We start from the raw sequence: 21341 nt of genomic DNA, 5'->3' as shown, positions 1-21341 counted from the left end.
GCAAAGTCCCATTCAACTTGTTATGAAGGTGTAAACCTTACTTTAGTTTTTTAGGGTCAAGCGCATCTCTCAGTCCATCTCCTAAGAAATTAAAGCATAGGACGGTGAGCAGGATCAGTAAACCTGGGAAAAGCGGATACCACCATGCCTGCACCATAATCGAGAAATTTTGTGCATCTTGCAGCATGTTGCCCCAGCTCGCCGTTGGCGGCTGAATGCCAAACCCTAGATAGCTGAGCGTCGATTCTGCTAAAATGACGGAACCTACTTTCAACGTAGCAGAGACGATGATAGGACCGATACAGTTCGGTAAAATATGCGAAAAGATGATGACATGGTTTTTCGTTCCAATCGTTCTTGCCGCCAATACGAATTCCCTTGTTCGCAGGGATAAGAATTCACTGCGGATCAGTCTGGCGGTTGTTGTCCAGCCGGTCAAAGCAAAGATCAAAATCAATTTATCAATGCTCGGTTTGAAAATCGTCACTAGCGTGATCAATAGAAAGATGTCCGGAATAGACAGCACGACATCAACAAACCTCATTAATACAGAATCAACAAATCCTTTAAAGTAGCCTGCTACCGCTCCAACGACGGTGCCAATGGTGATCGCTCCGACCACTGAGACGAAGCCAACTAAAAGAGAGACACGCGCTCCATAAAGCACCCTTGAAAAAATATCGCGGCCAAACTTGTCAGTTCCCATAAAATGCTCTGCACTTGGCGGCTGGAGCCGCTTCAATAAATCTTGCTGCTCTGGTGCGTAAGGGGCGATCAATGGAGCAAAAATGGCCGAAAAGATGATCACCAATAAAATAACGGAGCCGGCAACCGCCAATTTATTTTTGAAAAATTTCTCACAAAATAAACGCAGCATCGTCTCAGGTTTTGGCGGAAGGCCTTCCTTTAATTTGAGATCAACAGGTGGTGTTCCCATATTAGGCTGTGCCAATTGTGCTTCAGCTCCCTTCTAATACTCAATACGCGGATCAACGATCGCATATAAAATATCCGCTATTAAGTTTCCAACAACCACTAGCACTGCGGAAATAACGGTCATCGCCATAATCACCGGATAATCTCTTGAAAAGGCAGAATCGATGAACAGCTTTCCAAGACCGGGCCATGTGAATATTTGTTCCACCACGACCGCGCCGCCAATAAAGGATGGAATCATGAGGCCAAAAATCGTAATGACAGGCATCAAACCGTTTCTTAAGCCATGCTTGAAGATGACTTTGTTTTCTCTGAAGCCTTTCGCTCGTGCAGTGCGAATGTAATCCTGCCGCATGACATCCAGCATACTCGACCTTGTGTAACGCGTGAGCCCTGCCATATCAGCAGTTGCTAAAACAAAGGCTGGTAAAATGATGTGATGAAGCCGGTCAAACACATTAAAATCGGCATTCAAGGTAGAGACTCCACCAGTTGGGAACCACCCTAGATTCACAGATAACACCATAATGAGGATCAGACCAAACCAAAAATTCGGAATAGCCAGTCCGATAAATGATGTAACCGTAATGCCATAGTCAAACTTTGTATACGGACGTTTTGCTGAAAGGACACCCAATGGGATGGCGATGATCAGGGCAACTAATGTAGAAAAAATCATGAGGATGAGGGTATTTGGCAGCCGCGCAAAGATCAAATCAGCCACGGGGGTTCCCTTTTTTACAATGGATGTGCCAAAATCACCTTGTAGCATATTGCCAAGCCATTTCATATATTGCACATATTCGGGATCGTTCAAGCCGTACTTATCAATAAAGGCTTCCCGGTCTGCGGCACTAATGGTAGGGTCCATCATGAGTGACATCGGATCGCCTGGTGCTGCTTTCATAATGGCAAAGGACAAAATCGTAATACCAAACAAGATGGGAATGGAAAGCAATGTCCTTCTAATGATATATGTAACCATGTGCACAACTCCTTTTTCATCGGATGGCCATACTGTGATATAAAAAGGGGAGAAGACTCCCCTTCTTCACAAGCTGCCTACTGTTCAATCCACCATTTTTCGATTTTGTAATACTCATCTTTTGGGTGGTAAGAATAGCCTTGGAGATTAGATGGCATTGCACGATGTGAGTTGGCATAATAAAGGAACGTATACGGCTGGTCTTCTGCGATCAGCTCATAAATTTTTTCATACGCCTTCGAATATTCTTTTCGATCGCTTAAGTTCTTCGCATCAACTAGCAGCTGATCGACCTCTTCATTTTTATACCAAATGTTATTCAAGCCTTTTTCTGACTGACTTGAGTGGAAGATGCTGAACTGATCAGGGAATGTTGCAAGGCTCCAGCCAAGCAACAAAGCATCATAATCCCACTTAGGCGGTGTGGTCTGTTCAATTAATGCACTGAACTCCACAATTTGCGGCTTCGCTTCAACGCCAATTTCTTTGAGCTGCTGCTGTACAACGACAGCGATATCTTCACGCACTTTGTTTCCTTGGTTCGTCTTCAATACAAAGGAGAACTTTTTGCCATCCTTATCAAGATAGCCATCTCCATCTGAATCCTCCCAGCCCTCTTCTTTGAGCATCTTTTTCGCTTTTTCTTGGTCAAATTCAAACACTGGGACATTTTCAGTCTTTGGGTAGTTCCATGACAGCGGACTTTCCGGAATGTTGGCTACTTTACCGTCTCCATCTAACACTTGATCGACAATCGTTTGACGATCAATGGCATGTGTAAGAGCTTGGCGGACCTTTTTACTTTTGAAGAGATCATTTTTCTGGTTCCAGCCAATATATGAATAATTGAGCCCTAGATCAGATTCAATTTTGACGTTGCTGACTTTTTCAGCTGTTTGCAGCTCTGCTCCCGGTACAGCAAAGAAATCAATATCACCTGCTGATAGCTGGGCAATGGCTGCATTTTGATCAGGAATGGTTTTAATGGTGACCGTATCAAGGTATGGACGGCCATCCCAATAATCATCAAAGGCTTCTAGTTTGACATAGTTTCCTTCTTTCCACTCTGCAAATTTAAATGGACCTGAACCGATTGGTTTTTTTCGGTTAAATTCATTTTCGCCGAGATCCTTGACAGGCACATCACCTAAAATATGCTTAGGCAAAATGCCATAGCTTCCTAGTGTGACATTATAAAAATACGGATCTTTTTTATTGAGCTTGAATTCAATAGAGTAATCCCCTGTCTTTTTGACAGAATCTAATACTTCAAAGCCTGATCCACGCTCTCCGTTGTAGTCCTTATTGATCGGAATGCTGTATGTAAACACAACATCATCAGCAGTCAGTTCTTCACCATCATGAAACTTCACACCTTTTCTAATGGTCACATCAAACTGTTTGCCGTCATCAGATTCTTTAATATCCTCTGCCAGCGATAGCTGCGGGTTGAGTTTTCCGTCTGTTTGAAGTAAGAAGCTGTAGATTCTTTCCTCAATATCAGAGCTTGCCACATCTGTTGAATACAGCGAGTTAAATAACGTAGGCTCTGCAATTGAACCAATGACAAGGTCTCCGCCTTGTACAGGCTTACCAGTGGATTTCTTTTCACTCTCTCCAGATGTTTTATTTCCACCAGAGCAAGCCGCAAGTATCAGTGTAAAGATCAGCAGTAAACTGACCAGAATGGATTTTTGATTTCTACCTTTCATGTACAATTCCCCCTATCTTTTTTTAGAAATGCTGACAGATGCCGCTTTATCCCCCCTCTCAAAGATGAGATCATACAAGCTGTTTTAAGCGTCGTAGAGATGGCAGGCAACAAAGTGGTTCGTTCTTAATTCCTGAAATGCTGGTGCTTTTTCTTTACAGATTTCTTTCGCATGCGGGCATCTTGTGTGAAACACGCAGCCTTTTGGCGGATTCGCAGGGTTTGGTAGATCACCTTGCAGCATAATCCGTTCTCTCTTCACCTGACCTTTTTTACGGGTGATCGGAACAGAAGAAAGCAGTGCTTGAGTATACGGATGGAGCGGTTCATCGTACAGACTGTGCTTATCGGCAAGCTCCATCATTTTGCCGAGATACATGACGCCTACTCTATCACTAATGTGCCTGACCACACTTAGGTCGTGAGAGATAAATAGATAGGTCAGGTCAAATTCTTCCTGAAGCTCCTCCATCAGATTAATGACCTGAGCCTGAATGGATACGTCGAGTGCTGAAACAGGCTCATCTGCTATGATCATCTCGGGATTCATGGCAAGCGCACGAGCGATGCCGATCCGCTGCCTCTGTCCACCAGAAAACTCATGCGGGTAGCGATTCGCAAAGCTTGGATGAAGACCTACCTTTGATAAAAGCTGTTCTACTTTTTCATTCCTTTCTTTTAAGGAGTATAAATGATGTGTTTTGTAGGGTTCTTTGATGATGCTTCGAAGTGTTTTTCTAGGGTTGAGTGATGCAAAGGGATCCTGAAAAACCATTTGGATGTTTTTTCTTGTAGATTGTCTTAGTTTTGATTCAGATATGTGAGAGATATCTTGCCCTTTAAATAGAATTTGTCCTTCTGTTGGTTGATATAAGCGAATCATTGTCCGTCCTAATGTCGATTTACCGCATCCTGACTCCCCGACAATGCCTAACGTTTCACCTTTATAAATCTTGAGGTCTATGCCGTCAACAGCTTTGACCGCACCTACTTTCTTCTGCAAAATTCCCGCTTTAATTGGAAAGTGCTTTTGAATATTTTTCAGTTCAAGAATGGTTTCTTTCTCTGGAAGATCTGTCATTTGTGGCTGATTTTCAGCAAGTGTCATGTTTGGCTTGCCTCCTCATATAAGAAACACCTGACGCTTCTGCCATTTTCTAATGTTTTCAGCTTTGGCAATTCCCCCATGCAGCGATCTTTGACTTTCGGGCATCTAGGAGCAAAGCGGCAGCCAGCCGGAAGCTGATCTGGCGCAGGGACATTTCCTTTTATCGCCGTTAATGGCTGAATCTCTCCATCAATGACAGGAATCGATTCAAGCAGTCCTTCTGTGTAAGGATGAAGCGGCTCATCAAACAATTCCTCGACGGTTCCATTTTCAACTACCTGTCCGCAGTACATGACAATCACTCGATCTGCCACTTCAGACACAACACCTAAATCGTGTGTTATGAGGAGAATCGATGTACCAAATGTTGCACATAAATCTTTCATCAAGGTGAGCACCTGCGCTTGAATGGTGACATCTAGAGCGGTTGTTGGTTCATCTGCAATGAGAAGCTTCGGATCACAGCTTAACGCAATGGCAATCATAACTCGTTGCCGCATGCCGCCGGATAAACGGTGCGGATAATCTTTGATGATTTGTTCTGGGCGAGAAAAACCAACAAGCTTCAGCAGGTCAATCGCTTTTCTGGTGGCTTCTTTTTTTGAAATTTTTTTGTGATAGATGAGGATTTCTGTTATTTGTTCCCCGATGGTTAAGACTGGATTAAGTGAGGTCATGGGTTCCTGAAAGATCATGGATACATCATTACCGCGAATACTGCATAATTCCTTTTCACCATATGTAACAAGGTCTTTTCCATCAAGCTTGATGGAACCGTCCATGATTTTTCCACCAGTCCCATTGATCAGACCCATAATGGATAAGGACGTAATGCTTTTGCCAGATCCAGACTCACCGACTAATGCGACAGTTTCTCCTCTGTTGATGCTAAAATCGACACCATCAACAGCAGGTATCGGTTCCTTTTTTCGAAAAAAATATGTTTTTAAGTTTTGCACTTCAAGTAGTACGCTCATTCATTCGCTCCTTTCTCCATAGATCAATAGAACCAAATCTAAATATTCCGTCTTTTTAGAATAAAAAGAATTATCAAATTTTATATTTGTATATTATTACATCAACATGACGAAATCAAGAAGTATTTAGTAAATTTGTAATTTACCTCTTTTTATGTGAATCATTCACTTTATGATTCTATCGCTTTTAAAAAGGTTTCGGCTGGCTCTGCAATCATAGACTCCTCGCTCATTCGATGCTCACTGAAATACTTTTTCACGATATAAAACCCAGTGGCGTAACCAAGCATTTTGGGGTAGTTCCCTTTTCCATAAAGGAGATTCTGTATCAGTCTTTCGTCGTCCTGGACTTTCTTATGAAGGTGACTGGATACCCATTTCTTGTACATGCGCTGAAGCTGCGCTTCGTCATATAATGTAGTCCATTTGGCTGTAAAGCTTTCTCCGTATCTATGATACACAGCATATTCAGCCAGCCCTTCCATCATGATTGTATCAAGGAATGTAAAATCTTTTTCTTCTTTCGTGAGAAAATGCAACCTGCATACATGGTGATATTCATGTGTCAGCAATGTACCGATACGCTCTTTTGGGGTGTTTGGCGATAAAAAGAGAAAAACCTTGTCGTCAAATGCCATGCCGGATTGATAATAAAATTGCTCTCTGATTTCTTTACTGCTCTCATTTACAGGTAAAATAAACACAGGGACGTCAGGGCCTCCCCACTGTTTTTGCAGCTTTTTGTATTCTTTCATGACGAGCTTAAAGTACCCTTTTTCTTTGAGCTTGTCGATCATTTCCTGGCATGGGTTCCAAGACCGCACCATCCCGTGATGCTGTAAATGGGAGAGAATAGAGGACCATTCCTTTTCTGCTGCTCCTTTAAAATAAGGGACAAAGCGCGCCGCAAGCTCCTGAAATGATGATGATTGATGGATGAGATATTGTGTATTAATCAGACCCATACCGTTTAACACCTCCATTTTCATCATATGCAAAAAGGCGGCGATCTGTTTATTGATCGCCGCCTGCTCAGGAAGTATTACGCTTCGTATTTTTTGAAGATAATTGTCGCATTATGCCCGCCAAAACCGAGTGAGTTACTCAAAGCAACTTGAACTTCTTTTGAACGTGCTTCATTTGCTACATAGTCAAGGTCACATTCTTCATCCGGTGTTTCAAGGTTAATCGTTGGAGGAATGACGCTGTCTTTAATCGCAAGAACAGAGAAAATCGCTTCTACTCCGCCTGCTGCGCCAAGTAAGTGACCTGTCATTGATTTTGTCGAACTGATCGCAAGCTGATTCGCATGCTCTCCGAACACTTCTTTAATGGCCATTGTTTCAAATTTATCATTGTAAGGTGTGCTTGTTCCGTGGGCATTGATATAATCAATTTCTTCCACAGTCAAACCTGCATCTCGAATCGCTTCTTTCATCGCGCGGACGCCGCCTTCTCCGTTTGGAGCAGGAGCTGTAATATGGTATGCATCACCAGTCGAACCGTATCCAACGATTTCTGCATAAATGGTCGCACCACGTTTTAACGCATGCTCTAGTTCTTCAAGAATAATAACCCCAGCGCCCTCACCCATGACAAATCCGTCACGGTTTTTATCAAATGGACGGCTTGCTGTGTCTGGATCAGGATTTGTCGAAAGGGCTTTGTTCGCACAGAAACCTGCAAACGACATTTTTGTTAACGGCGCTTCTGTTCCGCCTGTGATCATGGCATCAGCATCTCCGCGCTGAATGACTTTAAATGCATCACCAATTGAGTTTGTACCTGTTGCACATGCTGTGACTGTACAAGAGTTAACTCCTTTTGCGCCAAGTGCAATTGAAATTTGTCCTGTCGCCATATCTGGAATCATCATTGGGACAAAGAATGGGCTTACACGTCTTGCCCCTTTATTTGAATACACTTCAAACTGCTCTTCAAATGTTTCAAGTCCGCCAATACCAGACCCAACCCATACACCAACACGCGGTGCGATTTCATCTGTGATTTCAAGGCGTGAATCTTCTAAAGCCTTTTGAGCAGCAACAACTGCATATTGAGTGAAGCGCGCCATTTTTCTCGCTTCTTTTTTCTCCATGTAATCTTCGATGTTAAAATCTTTTAGTTCTGCAGCTACTTTTGCGGTATATTCACTTGAATCGACACGTGTGATCGGTCCAACACCTGATACACCTGCTACAGCATTTTTCCATGTTGACTCTACATCGTTGCCAAGAGGTGTCAAAGCACCTAATCCTGTAACAACTACTCGCTTTTTATCCATTAATTTGTGCACCTCACTCTTTTATCGGCCCCATCGCATAGCGATTGCGCCCCACGTTAATCCGCCACCAAAACCAACCATTACAATCACATCACCGTCATGAATTTTTCCGGCTTCGATTTCTTCACATAGTGAAATTGGAATGGATGCTGCTGATGTGTTTCCATATTTATGGACAGTCTTCGACATTTTTTCGACTGGCAGTTCTAAGCGTTCGCGTGCTGCTTCCATAATGCGAATATTTGCTTGATGCGGGATCAAGAAATCAACGTCTTCTTTCGATAGTCCAGCTTTTTCGATGACGTTTACACTTGACTCGCCCATTTGTCTTACAGCAAATTTAAATACTTCTCGTCCATTCATGATTGTATGATCTTTTTCATCTAAGTACAAGTGCTTCCCGCCGGTTCCATCGGCTCCAAGCTCAAATGATAGAATTCCTTTACCTTCGCTGACTGATCCTAACACAGCAGCACCTGCTCCATCTCCAAACAAAACAGCTGTATTGCGGTCATCCCAGTCGGTAATGCGAGAAAGCTTTTCAACGCCAACGACAAGCACGTGCTTGAAAGTTCCTGATTCGATAAATTGTTTTCCAGTAACAAGCCCATACATAAAGCCAGCACAAGCAGCACTAATATCCATTGCACATGCTTTATGTGCACCGAGCTGTTCTTGAATCATACAAGCGACTGTCGGAAATGCTTGATCTGGCGTGACTGTCGCCACAAGAATCATATCAATATCTTCTGCAGCCACATCTGCGTCAGCTAATGCTTTTTTTGCAGCAGCAAGCGCCATATGTGATGTATTGACATCATCAGATGCAATTCTTCTTTCTTCTATACCTGTTCTAGTACGAATCCACTCGTCAGAAGTTTCAACCATTTTTTCTAAATCATGATTTGTTAATACTTTTTCAGGTATATAGCGGCCAAGGCCAATAATTCCAGCATTCATTGAATAAGACTCCTTTTACTCATACGAGCATGTGATATTGTGATCTTATATTAGTATCTGGTACTAATTTTACCTTATTTTTTTCTCCTTGGCAATACAAACGTCTAACCTTTCCTCTCACTTTTTTCATAGATTAATGATATACCAATAGTAGAAAGGAACATGTGATATGGCGCAAAAGGATATTTTCTCGGCAATGATGTTTGGTCAGCCACTTGAAAAGGAGAAAAGCAAGACAGAAGCAAAGGAGGAACGTGCGGATACATCATCAAATGATGACTCAATCGACTATATGCATGTCATGAATCAGATCGGGAACATTATGAACTCGATCGACGAGCTGAAGCCTGTGTTTAAAGATGTTGGCCCTATGATTAGTGCCTTCAAGAAAAAATTATCATAAAAAAAGCCACTATTGTGTGGCTTTTTCTGATTCTGCATCTGCTTTTCCAAGCTCATACGCCTCTTGCATGACCGATGTAAATAATGATAGAAGCGGCTGAAGAGCTTCAGGCTCAAGCTGAATCCCCGCTTTATCTAATTCTTCTTTTGCCTGCGGGAAATACTTCATGGCAATTTGTAAAAACTCCATCGATTTTTCGTGCTGCATGTTCAATGTCCTCACTTTTCATTTGGCAGTTTGCCTGTTTTTTTGTAATACGCAATATCACTCTCAATGTCTTTCACAAAAGCGCGGTCAATGGTTGAGCTAAATTTCCCCATTTCGATCACTCCTTCTTTAAAGTCAAAGGAGTACTCATCTTGTTCGTTTAGCTTGCCTTCATTAAACTTCTTCGCAATGATACTATACGCTTTATCGACATGCTGTACTGTGCTCGTTAAGACGGTATGACTTCCGAGGTTGGATTGATCGGTGACATACCCGATAGCTGATAAATTATCGGCTTTGATTTGTTCAATGACAGGGATATTATAACCATCACCTGCTGGATACACAACATCTACGCCTTGTTTTTTCAATTTTTGATACAGATCCACAGCTTTGTCAGCATCGTCCCAGTTTTCGACAAATTCCGCTAGCACTTGCACATGTTCATCTTGATATTTTGCGCCTTTGATAAAGCCGTCTACTTCGCTTTGCCAATCGTATGTAGCAAGAATACCAATCTTTTTGGTTTTTGACATATGCGCTGCTGTCATGCCTCCGAAAAAGCCCATGGCTTCTCCTTTAAACGTCACGTTTGTGACATTGTCTGCCTGAGGCTTGGATCCATTGACCGTAATAAATTGTGTTTTGGGATAATCTTCACTGATCAAGTTAAAAATTTCGCTGTATTCATTGCCATGGCCAATGATCAAATTGACTCCTTTTTTATGGAATTCTTCAATGGCATCAACGATTTTCTCCTTGTCGACCATTCCTTCCTTATAATAAACATCTACACCAAATGTCGATTGAATACTTAGTAAGCCTTTATAACCTTTCGTTCCCCAAACTTGATCATTGATCGTATCGGGGACGAGTAAACCCACCTTCTCAATATGTCCTTTTAAAGGCGCCTGCGAGCAGGCAGATAATAGGAGAAGGAACGAAAAGATCATGACAAGCCGTTGGTACTTCATGCCATGTTCAACTCCCTTTGCAACATGCAGGCATGAACCTGTATGTTAAATATAGGTTTATTTTATACTGAAAAAAGATAAGATGGAAGATCATTCTTGCTTTTTGTCGAAAAATGTTGAGTTTTGTCTTTTCCAATCTGCGATCATTTCTTCTGCTTGTTTGTCATCTGTTTGGCTTTCTACCTTCAATTGATGCGTCATATCCTGTCTTTGGTTGGTGCTCGACGCCCACTTCAAAAGTTCCTTTGCGACATCTTCTACAAAAACTGAGTGGTCATTCTTTGTTCTTCTTTCTTCATCGAGTGTCCATGGTCCAAACATGCGAGGAAGAATAACAGCTGGCACATTCTGTTTGGACAGTTTGTCTTCGGGTTCTTCGAACAGTATCCGGTACATGCCATGTTTCGCTTTGATGTCTGTCTCTCTTTCATGTGGTTCCTCTGATTGAATAAAGATCAGGTCATACGTCTCTTTGCCATCCTGAAGGTCAATGACACAGACGAGGTCATTCCGGCCGAGCCACATCATCCGCTCTTCTAATAGCATCTTTTGTTTTTCTGTATACTCTTGAGGACACGTGATATCCACTTGAATGCCCTCTTTTATCATATATTCACAAAGTGTCAGGCCAAAAAATTCATCTGCACCTATGATCAGTCCTGTTTCCATGTTCATGTCCCCTTTTTTAGCATATCGAATAAAAAGAAGAGCCCTTTCCATGAAGGGCTGTTATCATCCTATTCATTACAATTCTCTTTCATGCGATTTATAAAACTTGTGAATGGACTGAAAGATTCTTCTTGGATGATCAAACATATGCAAGGTGAGATCGACCTGACAATGTTCTGAATTCATCATATGCTGATCGATAAAAGGCTTTGCGTGAAGTTCATATGAATATGGTGCGCCGCTTAGTCTTTGCCATATGTGAATCGGTACATGAGCTGAATGAACGGGGCAAGAAGGCAGTGGATACGTTTCAGCTTCCTTTTCAGAGCAGCCATAGCTCTGCGCTAACTCTTTGATCAGCTGTTTGTAAAAGAATTTGTGTTCCTTTTCTCTTTCTCTTTGTGCATGCAGATGCAAACATGGATTCACCATCGCAATGGACCTTAGCACTTCTGGCATCTCTTCGGCAAGGCTCATGGCGACAAGTGACCCCATCCCTTCCGCCAGCACATGAATTTCCCGGTTTAATATTTCCTGTTTTAATGTGTGATGAACGAGCTGCTTTGCACTAAAAACAGCATCTTCGCATCCCCAGTGATTCCCATGAAGATGACTATTAAACAATGTATATCCTTCATCCTTTAAGGCAGTTAAAAGCTGGTTTCTTCCATAATGCTGAAGCCAGAATGATGTATTTTCCTGCACAAAGTGATTTCGGTCACCGAGGATAAGAATGCCAAAGCCATTTGGTTTTTGAGGAAGGTGAATGACGTTCCACTGGGAACCAAGCTGAAAAAACCGTTCGCTTACACCCATATGGCCAGCCTCCTTTCAGTGATTCTGCTTTCTATGATATGAACAACAACTCTTGTAGGAATAGGGAAATCCCCTAAAGACAGAAGAATTCTTTTCATTTTTATAGCAGAAGGTCTAAAAATGGTCACATAAAGGCGGAAAACAGTCTTTTCCCTTAACTCGTATCTATGGTATGATAATCAATAGATTGTTACATAAAGGACGGTGGGATTATGCATTATATTATCACCCTCATTTGGACTTTTCTGCTGACACATATGGCTGGTTACATCGTTGCATCAATGAATGGAGCTGCTTATGATTTTACTTTGACTTCCATTCTTGCCATTGTGTTTACGGTTATTTTATTCATCTTTGCTGAAGTAAGTCCAATGAAAGAAACGGAAAGTTCAACAAAACACTCTTAATACGTAAGTTGCTGAAAAAGAGCTAAAATGATGATTTTAGCCCTTTGTCAACAGTCTAAAACCCCCTGTCTTGAATACAGGGGGTTTTTTATTGGTTTACATCTCAACCGTTTCAGCGTTCTGTTTGTCTGCTGTCAAATGGCTTTTCGCAAGCCCTGTAAACAGGAAGATCGCGATGCCTGATAAAATTTCAAGCACTCCTCCGCCAGCAATGACAAGTCCCGCTCCAAATCTTTCTGCCAGGACACCCGATACGACTGCTGCAAGCGGGAGAAAGACATTTGATGATGCATTGATCACAGCATATACTTGCGGCTGATCCTCCTGGTCAACTGATGTTTGAATAATGACCAATTCCGGTACATTAATCGCACTGACGGCGGCGCCAAAAATAAAGGAAGCAAGCAGAACGACCGGCAGCCATGTGCTCATCCCTGTGATAAAGAACGCTGCCCCTTCAATCATTCCAGCGACAATAAAGAACAAACCAAATCTTTTAATTTTCACCTTTGCCAGCGCAAAGCCCATCATAAATGCGCCCACTGCGGCAACGCCTCTTAAAATGGAATACACCATTGAATCACTTTGCAGCGCTTCTGCTACGTATACAGCGGATAGTGCCTGCCACGGGGCAGCTGCGACATTCATTAAAATACAATACAGCGTCAGTGCAAATAAAATGTGATGATTTTTGACAACAAGGAAGCCTCTTTTTAAGTTATACAGATATGTATTCTTTGCTTGTTTAATGCCTGCTGCTTTTTCTTCGTCTGTCTTCTTTAGTTTGACGCCAATAATAAACAGGCCAGATATGATAAATAAGGCAGTTGTGATCAGCAGTGTATCTGCAGGTCCAATTAATTTGACCAAGAGACCAGCTACCATCACTGCTGCAAGTGCGACAATTTCAAAAGAAGATTGCAGGATCGCATTTGCTTTTTGAATGAGATGCTTTGGAACAATCTGCGGTAAGATGGCCACAGAAGCTGGGTTATATGCTGCACCTGTTGCCGATTGAATCACCATTAATGAGATCAATAACCATAGGGGCAATAGATGCGAAAAGTGCAGTAGTGGAATAATGAGTACAATTGTTGCTCGAACGACGTCTGAAGCGAACATCCATTTAGACAAATGGTGCTTTTTCATAAGAGGTCCTAGTATTGGGGCTAACAATGATGAAGGAAGAACTGTAACTGCTAGAAGAAGTCCTGTACCGAGCGCTCCATCCCCTCTTAAAATCAATAGCCAAAGAACGGATGTAAAAGCAAAACTTTCTCCACTATTTTTAATGAGTCTTGATATGAATAATGAGGTGAAGCGTTTATTCCAAACACTTTCACTGAGATTCGTCTTTTCCATCACACAAATCCTTTCAACATCTCTATTAATAATTACATATTTTACCTTACATTCTCTTTTTTTCATACTATTTATTTGAAAATTTGAACTTAATTGTTTTTTATTATAAAGAAAAAAGAGGCATGACACATGCCTCTAAAGACTTATTCACATGGACTCTTAGTCAATTGCTTACGGCTTTCTTTGGTAGGTCCAAACACGGTTATGGTTCGAGTTATCCGGAAAGACGTCGCCTGCTTTGAGCTTAATCTTTAAAGGATCTTTCACCATACTTCCGGTTTCACCGATTTCGATATAGACACCATTATTAGGTGCTTTATTCCCAGATTTAAACTGATGCTTCTGACCCATTTTCCATCCTCCTTTCTCGATTGATGTTATTATGTCCCTTCCATTGCCTCTCCAATCCAATATGCAAAAAGTCCCTGCTCATACGAGTCAGGGACACATTTAGGTTTATTTGGTTTGTTGATACATGAGCTCTTTGATTAACGCTTTTTGCACATGAAGGCGATTTTCTGCCTGCTGAAATACTCTTGAGTGCGGCCCGTCAATAATGTCTGCTGTTACTTCTTCTCCGCGGTGTGCAGGCAGACAATGAAGGAAGATATAGTCCTTTGCTGCATGACGCATCAGTTCATCATTGACTTGATATTCTTTAAATTCAGCTAGACGTTTCTCTGTTTCCGCCTCCTGCCCCATGCTTGTAAACACATCTGAATAAATGACATCAGCATCTTGAACAGCTGCTACAGGGTCTGTCGTAACAATCACTTCTGCGCCTGATTGTTTTGCAAACTCACGTGCAGTATCTGTCACGTCTTGGAGTGGTTCATAGCCTTTTGGGGATGCGACCGCAATGTCACAGCCTAGCTGCGCACAGCCGACCATCAAGGAGTGAGCCACGTTATTTCCATCTCCGATATACGCCACTTTGACTCCTTTTAATGTCCCTTTTGCTTCTTTCACCGTCAATAAATCAGCAAGCGCCTGACATGGATGGGAGTAGTCCGTCAGTCCGTTGATGACTGGAATGGACGCGTATTTTGCAAGCTCCTCTACCTTCTCATGTTCAAAGGTCCGAATCATAATGCCATCTACATAGCCAGACAGCACCTGGGCGGTATCACTAATCGTTTCTCCTCTGCCAATTTGCAAATCATTTGAGCTGAGGAAGAGCGCGTGCCCTCCTAGCTGCGTCATTCCCGCTTCAAACGATACACGAGTTCTAGTAGAGGATTTTTCAAAGATCATCGCTAACGTTTTCCCTTTGAATAAATCCTGATATGGATTTTGTTTCATTTCTTCCGCTTTTTCAATTAAGTACGCAATGTCTTGGATAGAGAAATCCTTTAACGATAAAAAGTCTTTTCCGTATAATGCTGGTTGCACGTCTACTTGATTCATGCCGTCACTTCCTTTTTATATAATTCATGGAGAGATACGGGCGACACATCTCCCTCTTTCCCTTGCAGGAATGCTTGAGCTGTTTCATATTCGGTTAGTACTTGAACACCATGTGTGAGAGCTTTTACACGCTGCTCTTTTGCCTCTTCATCTTCCCCTAAATGAATGTGAAGAGATTTATCGCCTTGTTGCAGCCAAGATTCAAAGCTGCCAGTCCAGACATCAAAGCCTGCATGTTTCGCTTCATCTATTAACAGTTCACTACCCTGTATAAAGAGACTTCCTTTCTGACGCCAGATGGACGCAAACACTTTTTTCAAGGCGCTTTCGACGTTTTTGCCTACACACATTCCTTCACCTGTCGCTTTCATTTCTGGTGTCAGTTTTAAATCGATATCTTGAATGGCATGTGATGAGAAAACTGGGAATTTGACAGCTGTTCCCCCTTTGTTTTTCGTTGAAGGGTTCAGTTCTTCAAGCGTCGCACCAGCTAATAACTGTGTTGCCAGCGGAATCATTTCAATGCCCATTACCTTACTGACTACTGGGACAGTCCGGCTTGCCCGAGGATTCACCTCTAATACAAGTGCCTGACCGCCTTTGATCACAAATTGGATATTCATAATGCCCTTGAATGCTAATTTCTCCGCTATTTGTTCAGATGCGTTATACACCTGCTGTTTGATCTCCTCGCTGATGGAGACACTTGGTAAAATGGCAAAGCTGTCACCTGAGTGCACGCCAGCTTTCTCAACATGCTCAACGATCGTTGGAATGAAGGTTGTTTTTCCGTCAGAAATGAGATCCACTTCAACTTCTTTTCCAGTGACGTATTCATCAACTAAGATCGGATATGGCAAATGATCAGGCTGATCAAGCAGTGACGTTAATTGTGCTTCAGATTGAACAACAATCATTCCCATTCCGCCTATGACATACGATGGGCGAATTAGCACAGGGTAACCGATGCTTGCAGCATGCGCGAGTGCTTCTTCTTTTGAATGAGCAGTAGCTCCTTTTGCATGAGGAAGCTTCAGTTCATCAAGAAGCTGATAGAACAAATCACGATCTTCTAGCGCATCTAGTGTGTCAAAGGACGTACCTAACAAAGTGACACCGGCTTTTTCCAAACTCTCTGCTACGTTGATCGCTGTCTGCCCGCCAAATTGGACGATGACGAAATCAATTTGTTCCGCTTCCACAACGTTTAAGATATGCTCTAATGTAATGGGTTCAAAATATAAACGATCTGCAATCTCATAATCGGTACTTACCGTTTCTGGATTGTTGTTCATCATGATGGTTTCAAATCCAAGCTTTTGCAAGGTGAGAACCCCATGTACTGCACTATAATCAAACTCGACTCCTTGCCCAATTCGAATTGGACCAGAGCCAATGATCAATGCACGCTGCTTTGTTTTCTCCTGATGCTCTCCATCACTTTTCCCAAAGTATGTGGAATAGAAATAATTCGTTTTCGCATCAAATTCCGCAGCACAAGTATCGACAATTTTAAATGAAGCAGCAATGCCATATTCTTGGCGAAGCTGTCTAATTGCCTCTTCACTGCTTCCCGTGAGAGAAGCGATCGTTTCATCAAGAAAGCCCTTTTCCTTTACCTTTTTCAAGGTGTCTTTGGATAGAGTTCCCTTATGATTCTTCAGCTCTTGCTCGAGTGTAATCATATGTTTGAACACATGTAAGAAAAATAGATCGATTTTCGTCATTTGATGAATCGTTTCAACCGTTTCTTGTCTAGAAAGAAGCTCCATGACTGCGAAAAAACGACGATCGTCTGGCGTTTTGATTAATTCAAATAATTGTTCAGTCGATTGCTCTTTCAGTTCTGGCAAGTGAAAGCCCTTTGTTTTGATTTCAAGTGAGGCGACTGCTTTTTGAATGGCAGACTCTAAATTACGGTCAATGGCCATGACTTCACCAGTCGCCTTCATTTTTGTGCCTAATTTACGATCTGCATGTTTAAATTTATCAAACGGCCAGCGCGGGAATTTCACGACGACATAATCAAGTGCCGGCTCAAAGCTAGCATAAGTTGTGCCTGTGAGCGGGTTTTTCAATTCGTCTAGTGTATAGCCCACCGCAAGCTTTGCAGCCATTTTTGCAATCGGATAGCCTGTTGCTTTTGATGCAAGAGCTGAAGAACGGCTGACCCGAGGATTTACCTCGATGACAAAGTATTCTTTACTGAGTGGATCAAGAGCAAATTGAATGTTGCAACCGCCGACTACGTCCAGCGCTGAAATAATTTTCAGGCTCGCTGAACGGAGCATTTGATAATCCTGATCCGTTAATGTTTGGGAGGGTGCAACGACAATTGAGTCTCCTGTATGCACACCAACTGGATCGATATTTTCCATGTTACATACAGTGATACACGTATTTTGACGATCTCTCATGACCTCATATTCGACTTCTTTAAAGCCAGCAATGCTTTTTTCTACTAAACACTGATGAATCGGACTCGCTAAAAGGGCTCCTTCAATGAGCAGTTTAAACGCCTCTTCTGTTAAAGCGATTCCTCCACCTTTACCGCCAAGTGTGTACGCAGGTCGAAGAATGACTGGGAAACCTACTTCTTTTGCAAATTGAAGGGCATCTTTCGCATTATCCACAATTTCACTATCTGGCACAGGTTCGTTCAAATGTTTCATGAGAGCACGGAATTTCTCTCGATCTTCGCCGTTTTCAATTGTTTCAACTGACGTTCCGAGCAGTGTAACCCCATGCTTTTTCAGCACACCGGCTTTTTCTAACTCGACAGCAAGGTTTAAAGCGGTCTGTCCGCCAAGGTTGGCTAAAAGACCATCTGGTTTTTCCTTTTCAATGATTCTTGTCACTGAATCAACTGAAAGCGGTTCAAAATAGATTTCATCAGCAAATGACTCGTCTGTCATAATGGTTGCTGGGTTGTTATTCACTAAGATGACTTTGTAGCCCTCTTCTTTTAAGGCCATACATCCTTGTGTTCCTGAGTAATCAAATTCTGCTGCCTGACCAATGATGATTGGACCAGACCCGATGACTAGGATGGTTTGTATGCTTTGATCTTTAGGCATGTGCGACTTCTCTCCTTGCTTGTTTCACTTTCTCAATAAAATCATCGAATACCCATTCACTTTCAGCAGGTCCTGGGTGTGCTTCTGGATGAAATTGAACGGACATAATCAGCTTCTCTTTATGAATGAATCCTTCTACAGATCCATCATTGACGTGAAGGAATTTCACATCCACTTCTTTGTCATTCATGCTTTTTTCATTCACAACATAGCTGTGATTTTGACTTGTCATGAAGACACGTTTTGATTCTGTATCTTGTACGGGATGGTTCGCTCCGCGGTGACCAAAAGGAAGCTTATACGTATCCCCACCCAGTGCAAGAGCGATTAATTGATGACCTAAGCAAATGCCAAGTGTCGGGAAGGTCATCATGATGTCATGAATGGTCTTTAAATATGGTTTCATTGTTTTGGGATCTCCAGGTCCGTTTGACAGAAGAATCGCATCCGGCTTGATCTCAAACACCTTTTCCATTTGTTTATATGGAATGACTGTTACTTTACAGCCGCGCGCCACAAGTGAATCTGCAATTGACTTTTTATAGCCAAAATCAATGAGCGCCACATGTTCCTCGCCGCTGCCTTGTGTGTAGATCTCATCTTCTGTGACCTGAGCTACTACATTGTCTTGTTTCATCGCCGGCGGCGTTTCGTTTTCGTCTACACTTAATACAGCGTTCATTGTGCCATTTGCCCGGATGTTTTGCACGACTGCACGAGTATCTGTATGTGTAAGAAGCGGAATGTTCCACTTCTGTAAATACTCTTTTAAGCTTACCGCAGCAAGGTGGTGAGAAAAATGCTCAGCTGCCTCATAGACAACCACCGCTTTTACTTGTGGCTTTTTGCTCTCAAAATCTTCATGATTGATGCCGTAATTTCCGATCAGTGGATAGGTGAAAACAATGATCTGACCTTTATAGGAAGGATCTGTGAGCACCTCTTGATAACCTGTCATGCCTGTAAAAAAGACCACTTCACCAGTAATGCCAGCTTCTCCTGTCAGATCTCCTTCAAAAGAGGCTCCATCTTCTAAATTTAAATAACCTTTCATACTTGTGTCACCCCAAAATTGAATAATTAATTATATAAATGCATTTTTATACGTAATTGTGTAAAAAAATTTAAACTGTGACCGTTTCATTTGCTAACACTTGAATGATCGCTTCTATCGCTTGATCCAATTCTGCTTTTTCCACATTTAGCGGAGGTAATAAACGAATGACATTCGGACCAGCTGGAAGCACCAGTAAACCTTGTTCTCTAAGAGCTGTGATGTAGTCACCTACTGGCTGATGACACTCAATGCCTGCCATCAATCCTTTTCCACGTACTTCTTTGACGATGTTCAGCTGTTTGACATCTTGCAGTTTTTCTAAAAGGTAAGCACCCTTTTCTTTGACTTCTGAAAGAAAGTCTTCTTTGAATATGACATCGAGTGTCGCGTTCACAGCTGCCATGGCGAGCATGTTGCCTCCAAATGTTGTTCCGTGTGAACCTGGTGAGAAAGCGTCTCCTAATGCTTTTTTCCCTATGACCGCACCGACCGGGAAGCCATTTCCTAGACCTTTTGCAGCTGAGATAATATCAGGATCAAGTCCCGCTTGCTCGTATGCAAATGCTGTTCCTGTGCGCCCAATGCCCGTTTGAATTTCATCTACGATGAGCAGTGCTTGATGCTTTTTGCAAAACGCTTGAACTGCCTCTAGAAATTCTGCTGTAGCAGGATTCACTCCACCTTCACCTTGCACAACTTCCAGCATGACCGCTGCAACATCATCGACTTCACACGCTGACATGGCTTCAGGGTCATTAAACGGTACATAGTGAAAGCCTTCTAGCATAGGTCCAAAACCGATTTTGATTTTATCTTGACCTGTGGCAGCCATACCAGCATAGGTGCGCCCATGGAAAGAGTCCAAAAATGTCACGATATTTGTTTTCCCTGTGGCTTTACGCGCTAATTTAATAGCACCTTCATTTGCCTCAGCCCCGCTATTGCAGAAAAACACGAGATCCCCTGAACTGTTTGCTGCCAGCTTTTCTGCTGCTTTTTCTTGCAGTCCATTTTGAAATAGATTCGATACATGCCAAACGTGATCCAGCTGTTCCTTGATGGCTTGATGCACCTTTGGGTGATTATGACCTAAATTCGTGACCGCAATGCCTTGAATAAAGTCTAAATATTTTTTACCATTTGTATCGACTGCCCAAGAACCTGCAGCCTCTTTTATTTCAACATTCCACCGGCCATATGTTTGAAAGAGATGACTCACAGGACCGCCTCCTTTTGTTTCACAATTCGTGTTCCTTTAAAGGTTTCCCCTGTAAATATACTGCCTTTGCCATTCACGATCATGACTTCATCCACATCTCCTGATAAAGCACTTAAAGCTGATTGTACTTTTGGAATCATTCCCCCGGAAATAATGCCTTCATCAATGAGTGTAAGGGCTTCTTGTTCTGTGACGACATCTAACAGCTCACCATTTTTTAAAATGCCTTCAACATCTGTGACAAACATGAGCTTATCGGCTTTCATGGCTCCTGCGACAGCTGATGCTGCTAAATCGGCATTCACATTTAAGGTTTGACATTCTTCCGTCATAGATAGCGGAGCAATAACAGGTATGAATTGTTTTTCCATTAATGCTTCTGCCATTTCAGGATTGACTTCTTTGATTTCACCAACGTACCCATAAACATCTTGATCGAGAAAATCAGCGACAAGCATCTGACCATCTTTACCAGATACGCCGACAGATGAAATATCATGCTTTGCCAGCTCTGAAACAAAGTATTTATTAACTGTTCCCGAAAGAACCATTTCGGCTACTTCTAACACAGGCTTCGTTGTTTTACGCTGTCCATCAACGAATTCTGTTTTCACTTCTAATTTTTGCAGCATGTTGGTGATTTCAGGTCCTCCGCCATGTACGATAGCTAGCTTAAATCCAGCAGCTTGAAGTGAGCGGACATTTTCATAAAAGGTATCTGAAAGTTCTCGAATGACACTGCCTCCACACTTGAACACGATCGTTTTATCCATGTCTATCCC

At 42.3% G+C, this 21341-nt stretch carries 21 protein-coding genes; 2 read left to right on the top strand and 19 right to left on the bottom strand.

The window, feature by feature from the left end; genetic code table 11:
• Window positions 1–37: 37 nt before the first annotated feature.
• The 8 genes from opp4C to NPA43_RS05505 all read right to left on the bottom strand — a co-directional run bounded on the left by opp4C (window position 38) and on the right by NPA43_RS05505 (window position 8961).
• Window positions 38–937 carry an oligopeptide ABC transporter permease gene (gene opp4C / locus NPA43_RS05540; RefSeq protein WP_256499659.1) on the bottom strand — a complete coding sequence of 300 codons (900 nt, stop codon included), beginning with the start codon at window positions 935–937 and terminating at the stop codon, window positions 38–40.
• A 33-nt stretch (window positions 938–970) separates the two neighbouring features.
• Window positions 971–1921 (bottom strand): ABC transporter permease, encoded by a 951-nt coding sequence (locus NPA43_RS05535; RefSeq protein ID WP_256499460.1) that lies wholly within the window; start codon window positions 1919–1921, stop codon window positions 971–973.
• Window positions 1922–1998: 77 nt separating this feature from the next.
• Window positions 1999–3633: a peptide-binding protein gene (locus tag NPA43_RS05530; RefSeq protein WP_099728271.1), complete on the bottom strand. Its 1635-nt coding sequence runs from the start codon at window positions 3631–3633 to the stop codon at window positions 1999–2001.
• 84 nt (window positions 3634–3717) lie between these two features.
• Window positions 3718–4713 carry an ABC transporter ATP-binding protein gene (locus tag NPA43_RS05525; RefSeq protein WP_256499658.1) on the bottom strand — a complete coding sequence of 332 codons (996 nt, stop codon included), beginning with the start codon at window positions 4711–4713 and terminating at the stop codon, window positions 3718–3720.
• A 23-nt stretch (window positions 4714–4736) separates the two neighbouring features.
• Window positions 4737–5717 carry an ABC transporter ATP-binding protein gene (locus NPA43_RS05520; protein ID WP_099728273.1) on the bottom strand — a complete coding sequence of 327 codons (981 nt, stop codon included), beginning with the start codon at window positions 5715–5717 and terminating at the stop codon, window positions 4737–4739.
• Between the two features lie 170 nt (window positions 5718–5887).
• Window positions 5888–6682, bottom strand: a complete 795-nt coding sequence (locus NPA43_RS05515) for a DUF2268 domain-containing putative Zn-dependent protease (protein ID WP_230030909.1) — start codon at window positions 6680–6682, stop codon at window positions 5888–5890.
• 77 nt (window positions 6683–6759) lie between these two features.
• On the bottom strand, window positions 6760–8001 hold the full coding sequence (gene fabF, locus NPA43_RS05510; RefSeq protein ID WP_099728275.1) for a beta-ketoacyl-ACP synthase II: 1242 nt from the start codon (window positions 7999–8001) through the stop codon (window positions 6760–6762).
• 21 nt (window positions 8002–8022) lie between these two features.
• A complete protein-coding gene (locus NPA43_RS05505) occupies window positions 8023–8961 on the bottom strand; it encodes a beta-ketoacyl-ACP synthase III (RefSeq protein WP_099728276.1) in 939 nt (312 codons plus the stop codon).
• Window positions 8962–9130: 169 nt separating this feature from the next.
• Here NPA43_RS05505 and NPA43_RS05500 point away from each other — a divergent pair, with 169 nt between their 5' ends.
• A complete protein-coding gene (locus NPA43_RS05500) occupies window positions 9131–9364 on the top strand; it encodes a hypothetical protein (RefSeq protein WP_099728277.1) in 234 nt (77 codons plus the stop codon).
• 9 nt (window positions 9365–9373) lie between these two features.
• On the opposite strand, the gene NPA43_RS05495 is transcribed toward NPA43_RS05500, so the two are convergent.
• The 4 genes from NPA43_RS05495 to NPA43_RS05480 form a co-directional block, all read right to left on the bottom strand.
• Window positions 9374–9571, bottom strand: a complete 198-nt coding sequence (locus tag NPA43_RS05495; RefSeq protein ID WP_099728278.1) for a ComZ family protein — start codon at window positions 9569–9571, stop codon at window positions 9374–9376.
• Window positions 9572–9582: 11 nt separating this feature from the next.
• Window positions 9583–10545: a BMP family ABC transporter substrate-binding protein gene (locus NPA43_RS05490; protein WP_099728279.1), complete on the bottom strand. Its 963-nt coding sequence runs from the start codon at window positions 10543–10545 to the stop codon at window positions 9583–9585.
• Between the two features lie 90 nt (window positions 10546–10635).
• Window positions 10636–11214 (bottom strand): nad binding enzyme, encoded by a 579-nt coding sequence (locus NPA43_RS05485; protein WP_099728280.1) that lies wholly within the window; start codon window positions 11212–11214, stop codon window positions 10636–10638.
• 75 nt (window positions 11215–11289) lie between these two features.
• On the bottom strand, window positions 11290–12030 hold the full coding sequence (locus NPA43_RS05480; protein ID WP_099728281.1) for a hypothetical protein: 741 nt from the start codon (window positions 12028–12030) through the stop codon (window positions 11290–11292).
• A gap of 212 nt (window positions 12031–12242) precedes the next feature.
• Between NPA43_RS05480 and NPA43_RS05475 the strand changes: the two genes are divergently transcribed.
• Entirely contained in the window at window positions 12243–12437 is a 195-nt protein-coding gene (locus tag NPA43_RS05475; RefSeq protein WP_034322948.1) for a YjzD family protein, read from the top strand.
• A 96-nt stretch (window positions 12438–12533) separates the two neighbouring features.
• Here NPA43_RS05475 and NPA43_RS05470 read toward each other — a convergent pair whose 3' ends face one another.
• The 7 genes from NPA43_RS05470 to argB all read right to left on the bottom strand — a co-directional run bounded on the left by NPA43_RS05470 (window position 12534) and on the right by argB (window position 21332).
• Complete coding sequence (locus NPA43_RS05470; protein WP_256499459.1) at window positions 12534–13799, bottom strand: MFS transporter; 1266 nt, start codon at window positions 13797–13799, stop codon at window positions 12534–12536.
• 171 nt (window positions 13800–13970) lie between these two features.
• Window positions 13971–14150, bottom strand: coding sequence for a YjzC family protein (locus tag NPA43_RS05465; RefSeq protein WP_041110112.1), 180 nt, complete (start codon window positions 14148–14150; stop codon window positions 13971–13973).
• A gap of 105 nt (window positions 14151–14255) precedes the next feature.
• Entirely contained in the window at window positions 14256–15206 is a 951-nt protein-coding gene (argF, locus tag NPA43_RS05460; RefSeq protein WP_099728283.1) for an ornithine carbamoyltransferase, read from the bottom strand.
• Entirely contained in the window at window positions 15203–18283 is a 3081-nt protein-coding gene (locus NPA43_RS05455) for a carbamoyl-phosphate synthase (glutamine-hydrolyzing) large subunit (RefSeq protein WP_256499458.1), read from the bottom strand. The genes argF and NPA43_RS05455 overlap by 4 nt, the downstream gene beginning before the upstream one ends.
• The gene (locus NPA43_RS05450) at window positions 18276–19337 is read right to left on the bottom strand and encodes a carbamoyl phosphate synthase small subunit (protein WP_230030914.1); all 1062 of its coding nucleotides are present in this window, start codon (window positions 19335–19337) and stop codon (window positions 18276–18278) included. The genes NPA43_RS05455 and NPA43_RS05450 overlap by 8 nt, the downstream gene beginning before the upstream one ends.
• A gap of 70 nt (window positions 19338–19407) precedes the next feature.
• Window positions 19408–20559, bottom strand: a complete 1152-nt coding sequence (locus tag NPA43_RS05445; RefSeq protein ID WP_256499457.1) for an acetylornithine transaminase — start codon at window positions 20557–20559, stop codon at window positions 19408–19410.
• On the bottom strand, window positions 20556–21332 hold the full coding sequence (argB, locus tag NPA43_RS05440; RefSeq protein ID WP_099728287.1) for an acetylglutamate kinase: 777 nt from the start codon (window positions 21330–21332) through the stop codon (window positions 20556–20558). The genes NPA43_RS05445 and argB overlap by 4 nt, the downstream gene beginning before the upstream one ends.
• Between the last annotated feature and the right edge of the window lie 9 nt (window positions 21333–21341).

It is taken from the genome of Bacillus pumilus (assembly GCF_024498355.1).
Lineage (GTDB): Bacteria > Bacillota > Bacilli > Bacillales > Bacillaceae > Bacillus > Bacillus pumilus_P.
Note: the sequence above shows the minus strand (reverse complement) of the source record. Positions and strands in the feature narration are given on the sequence as shown.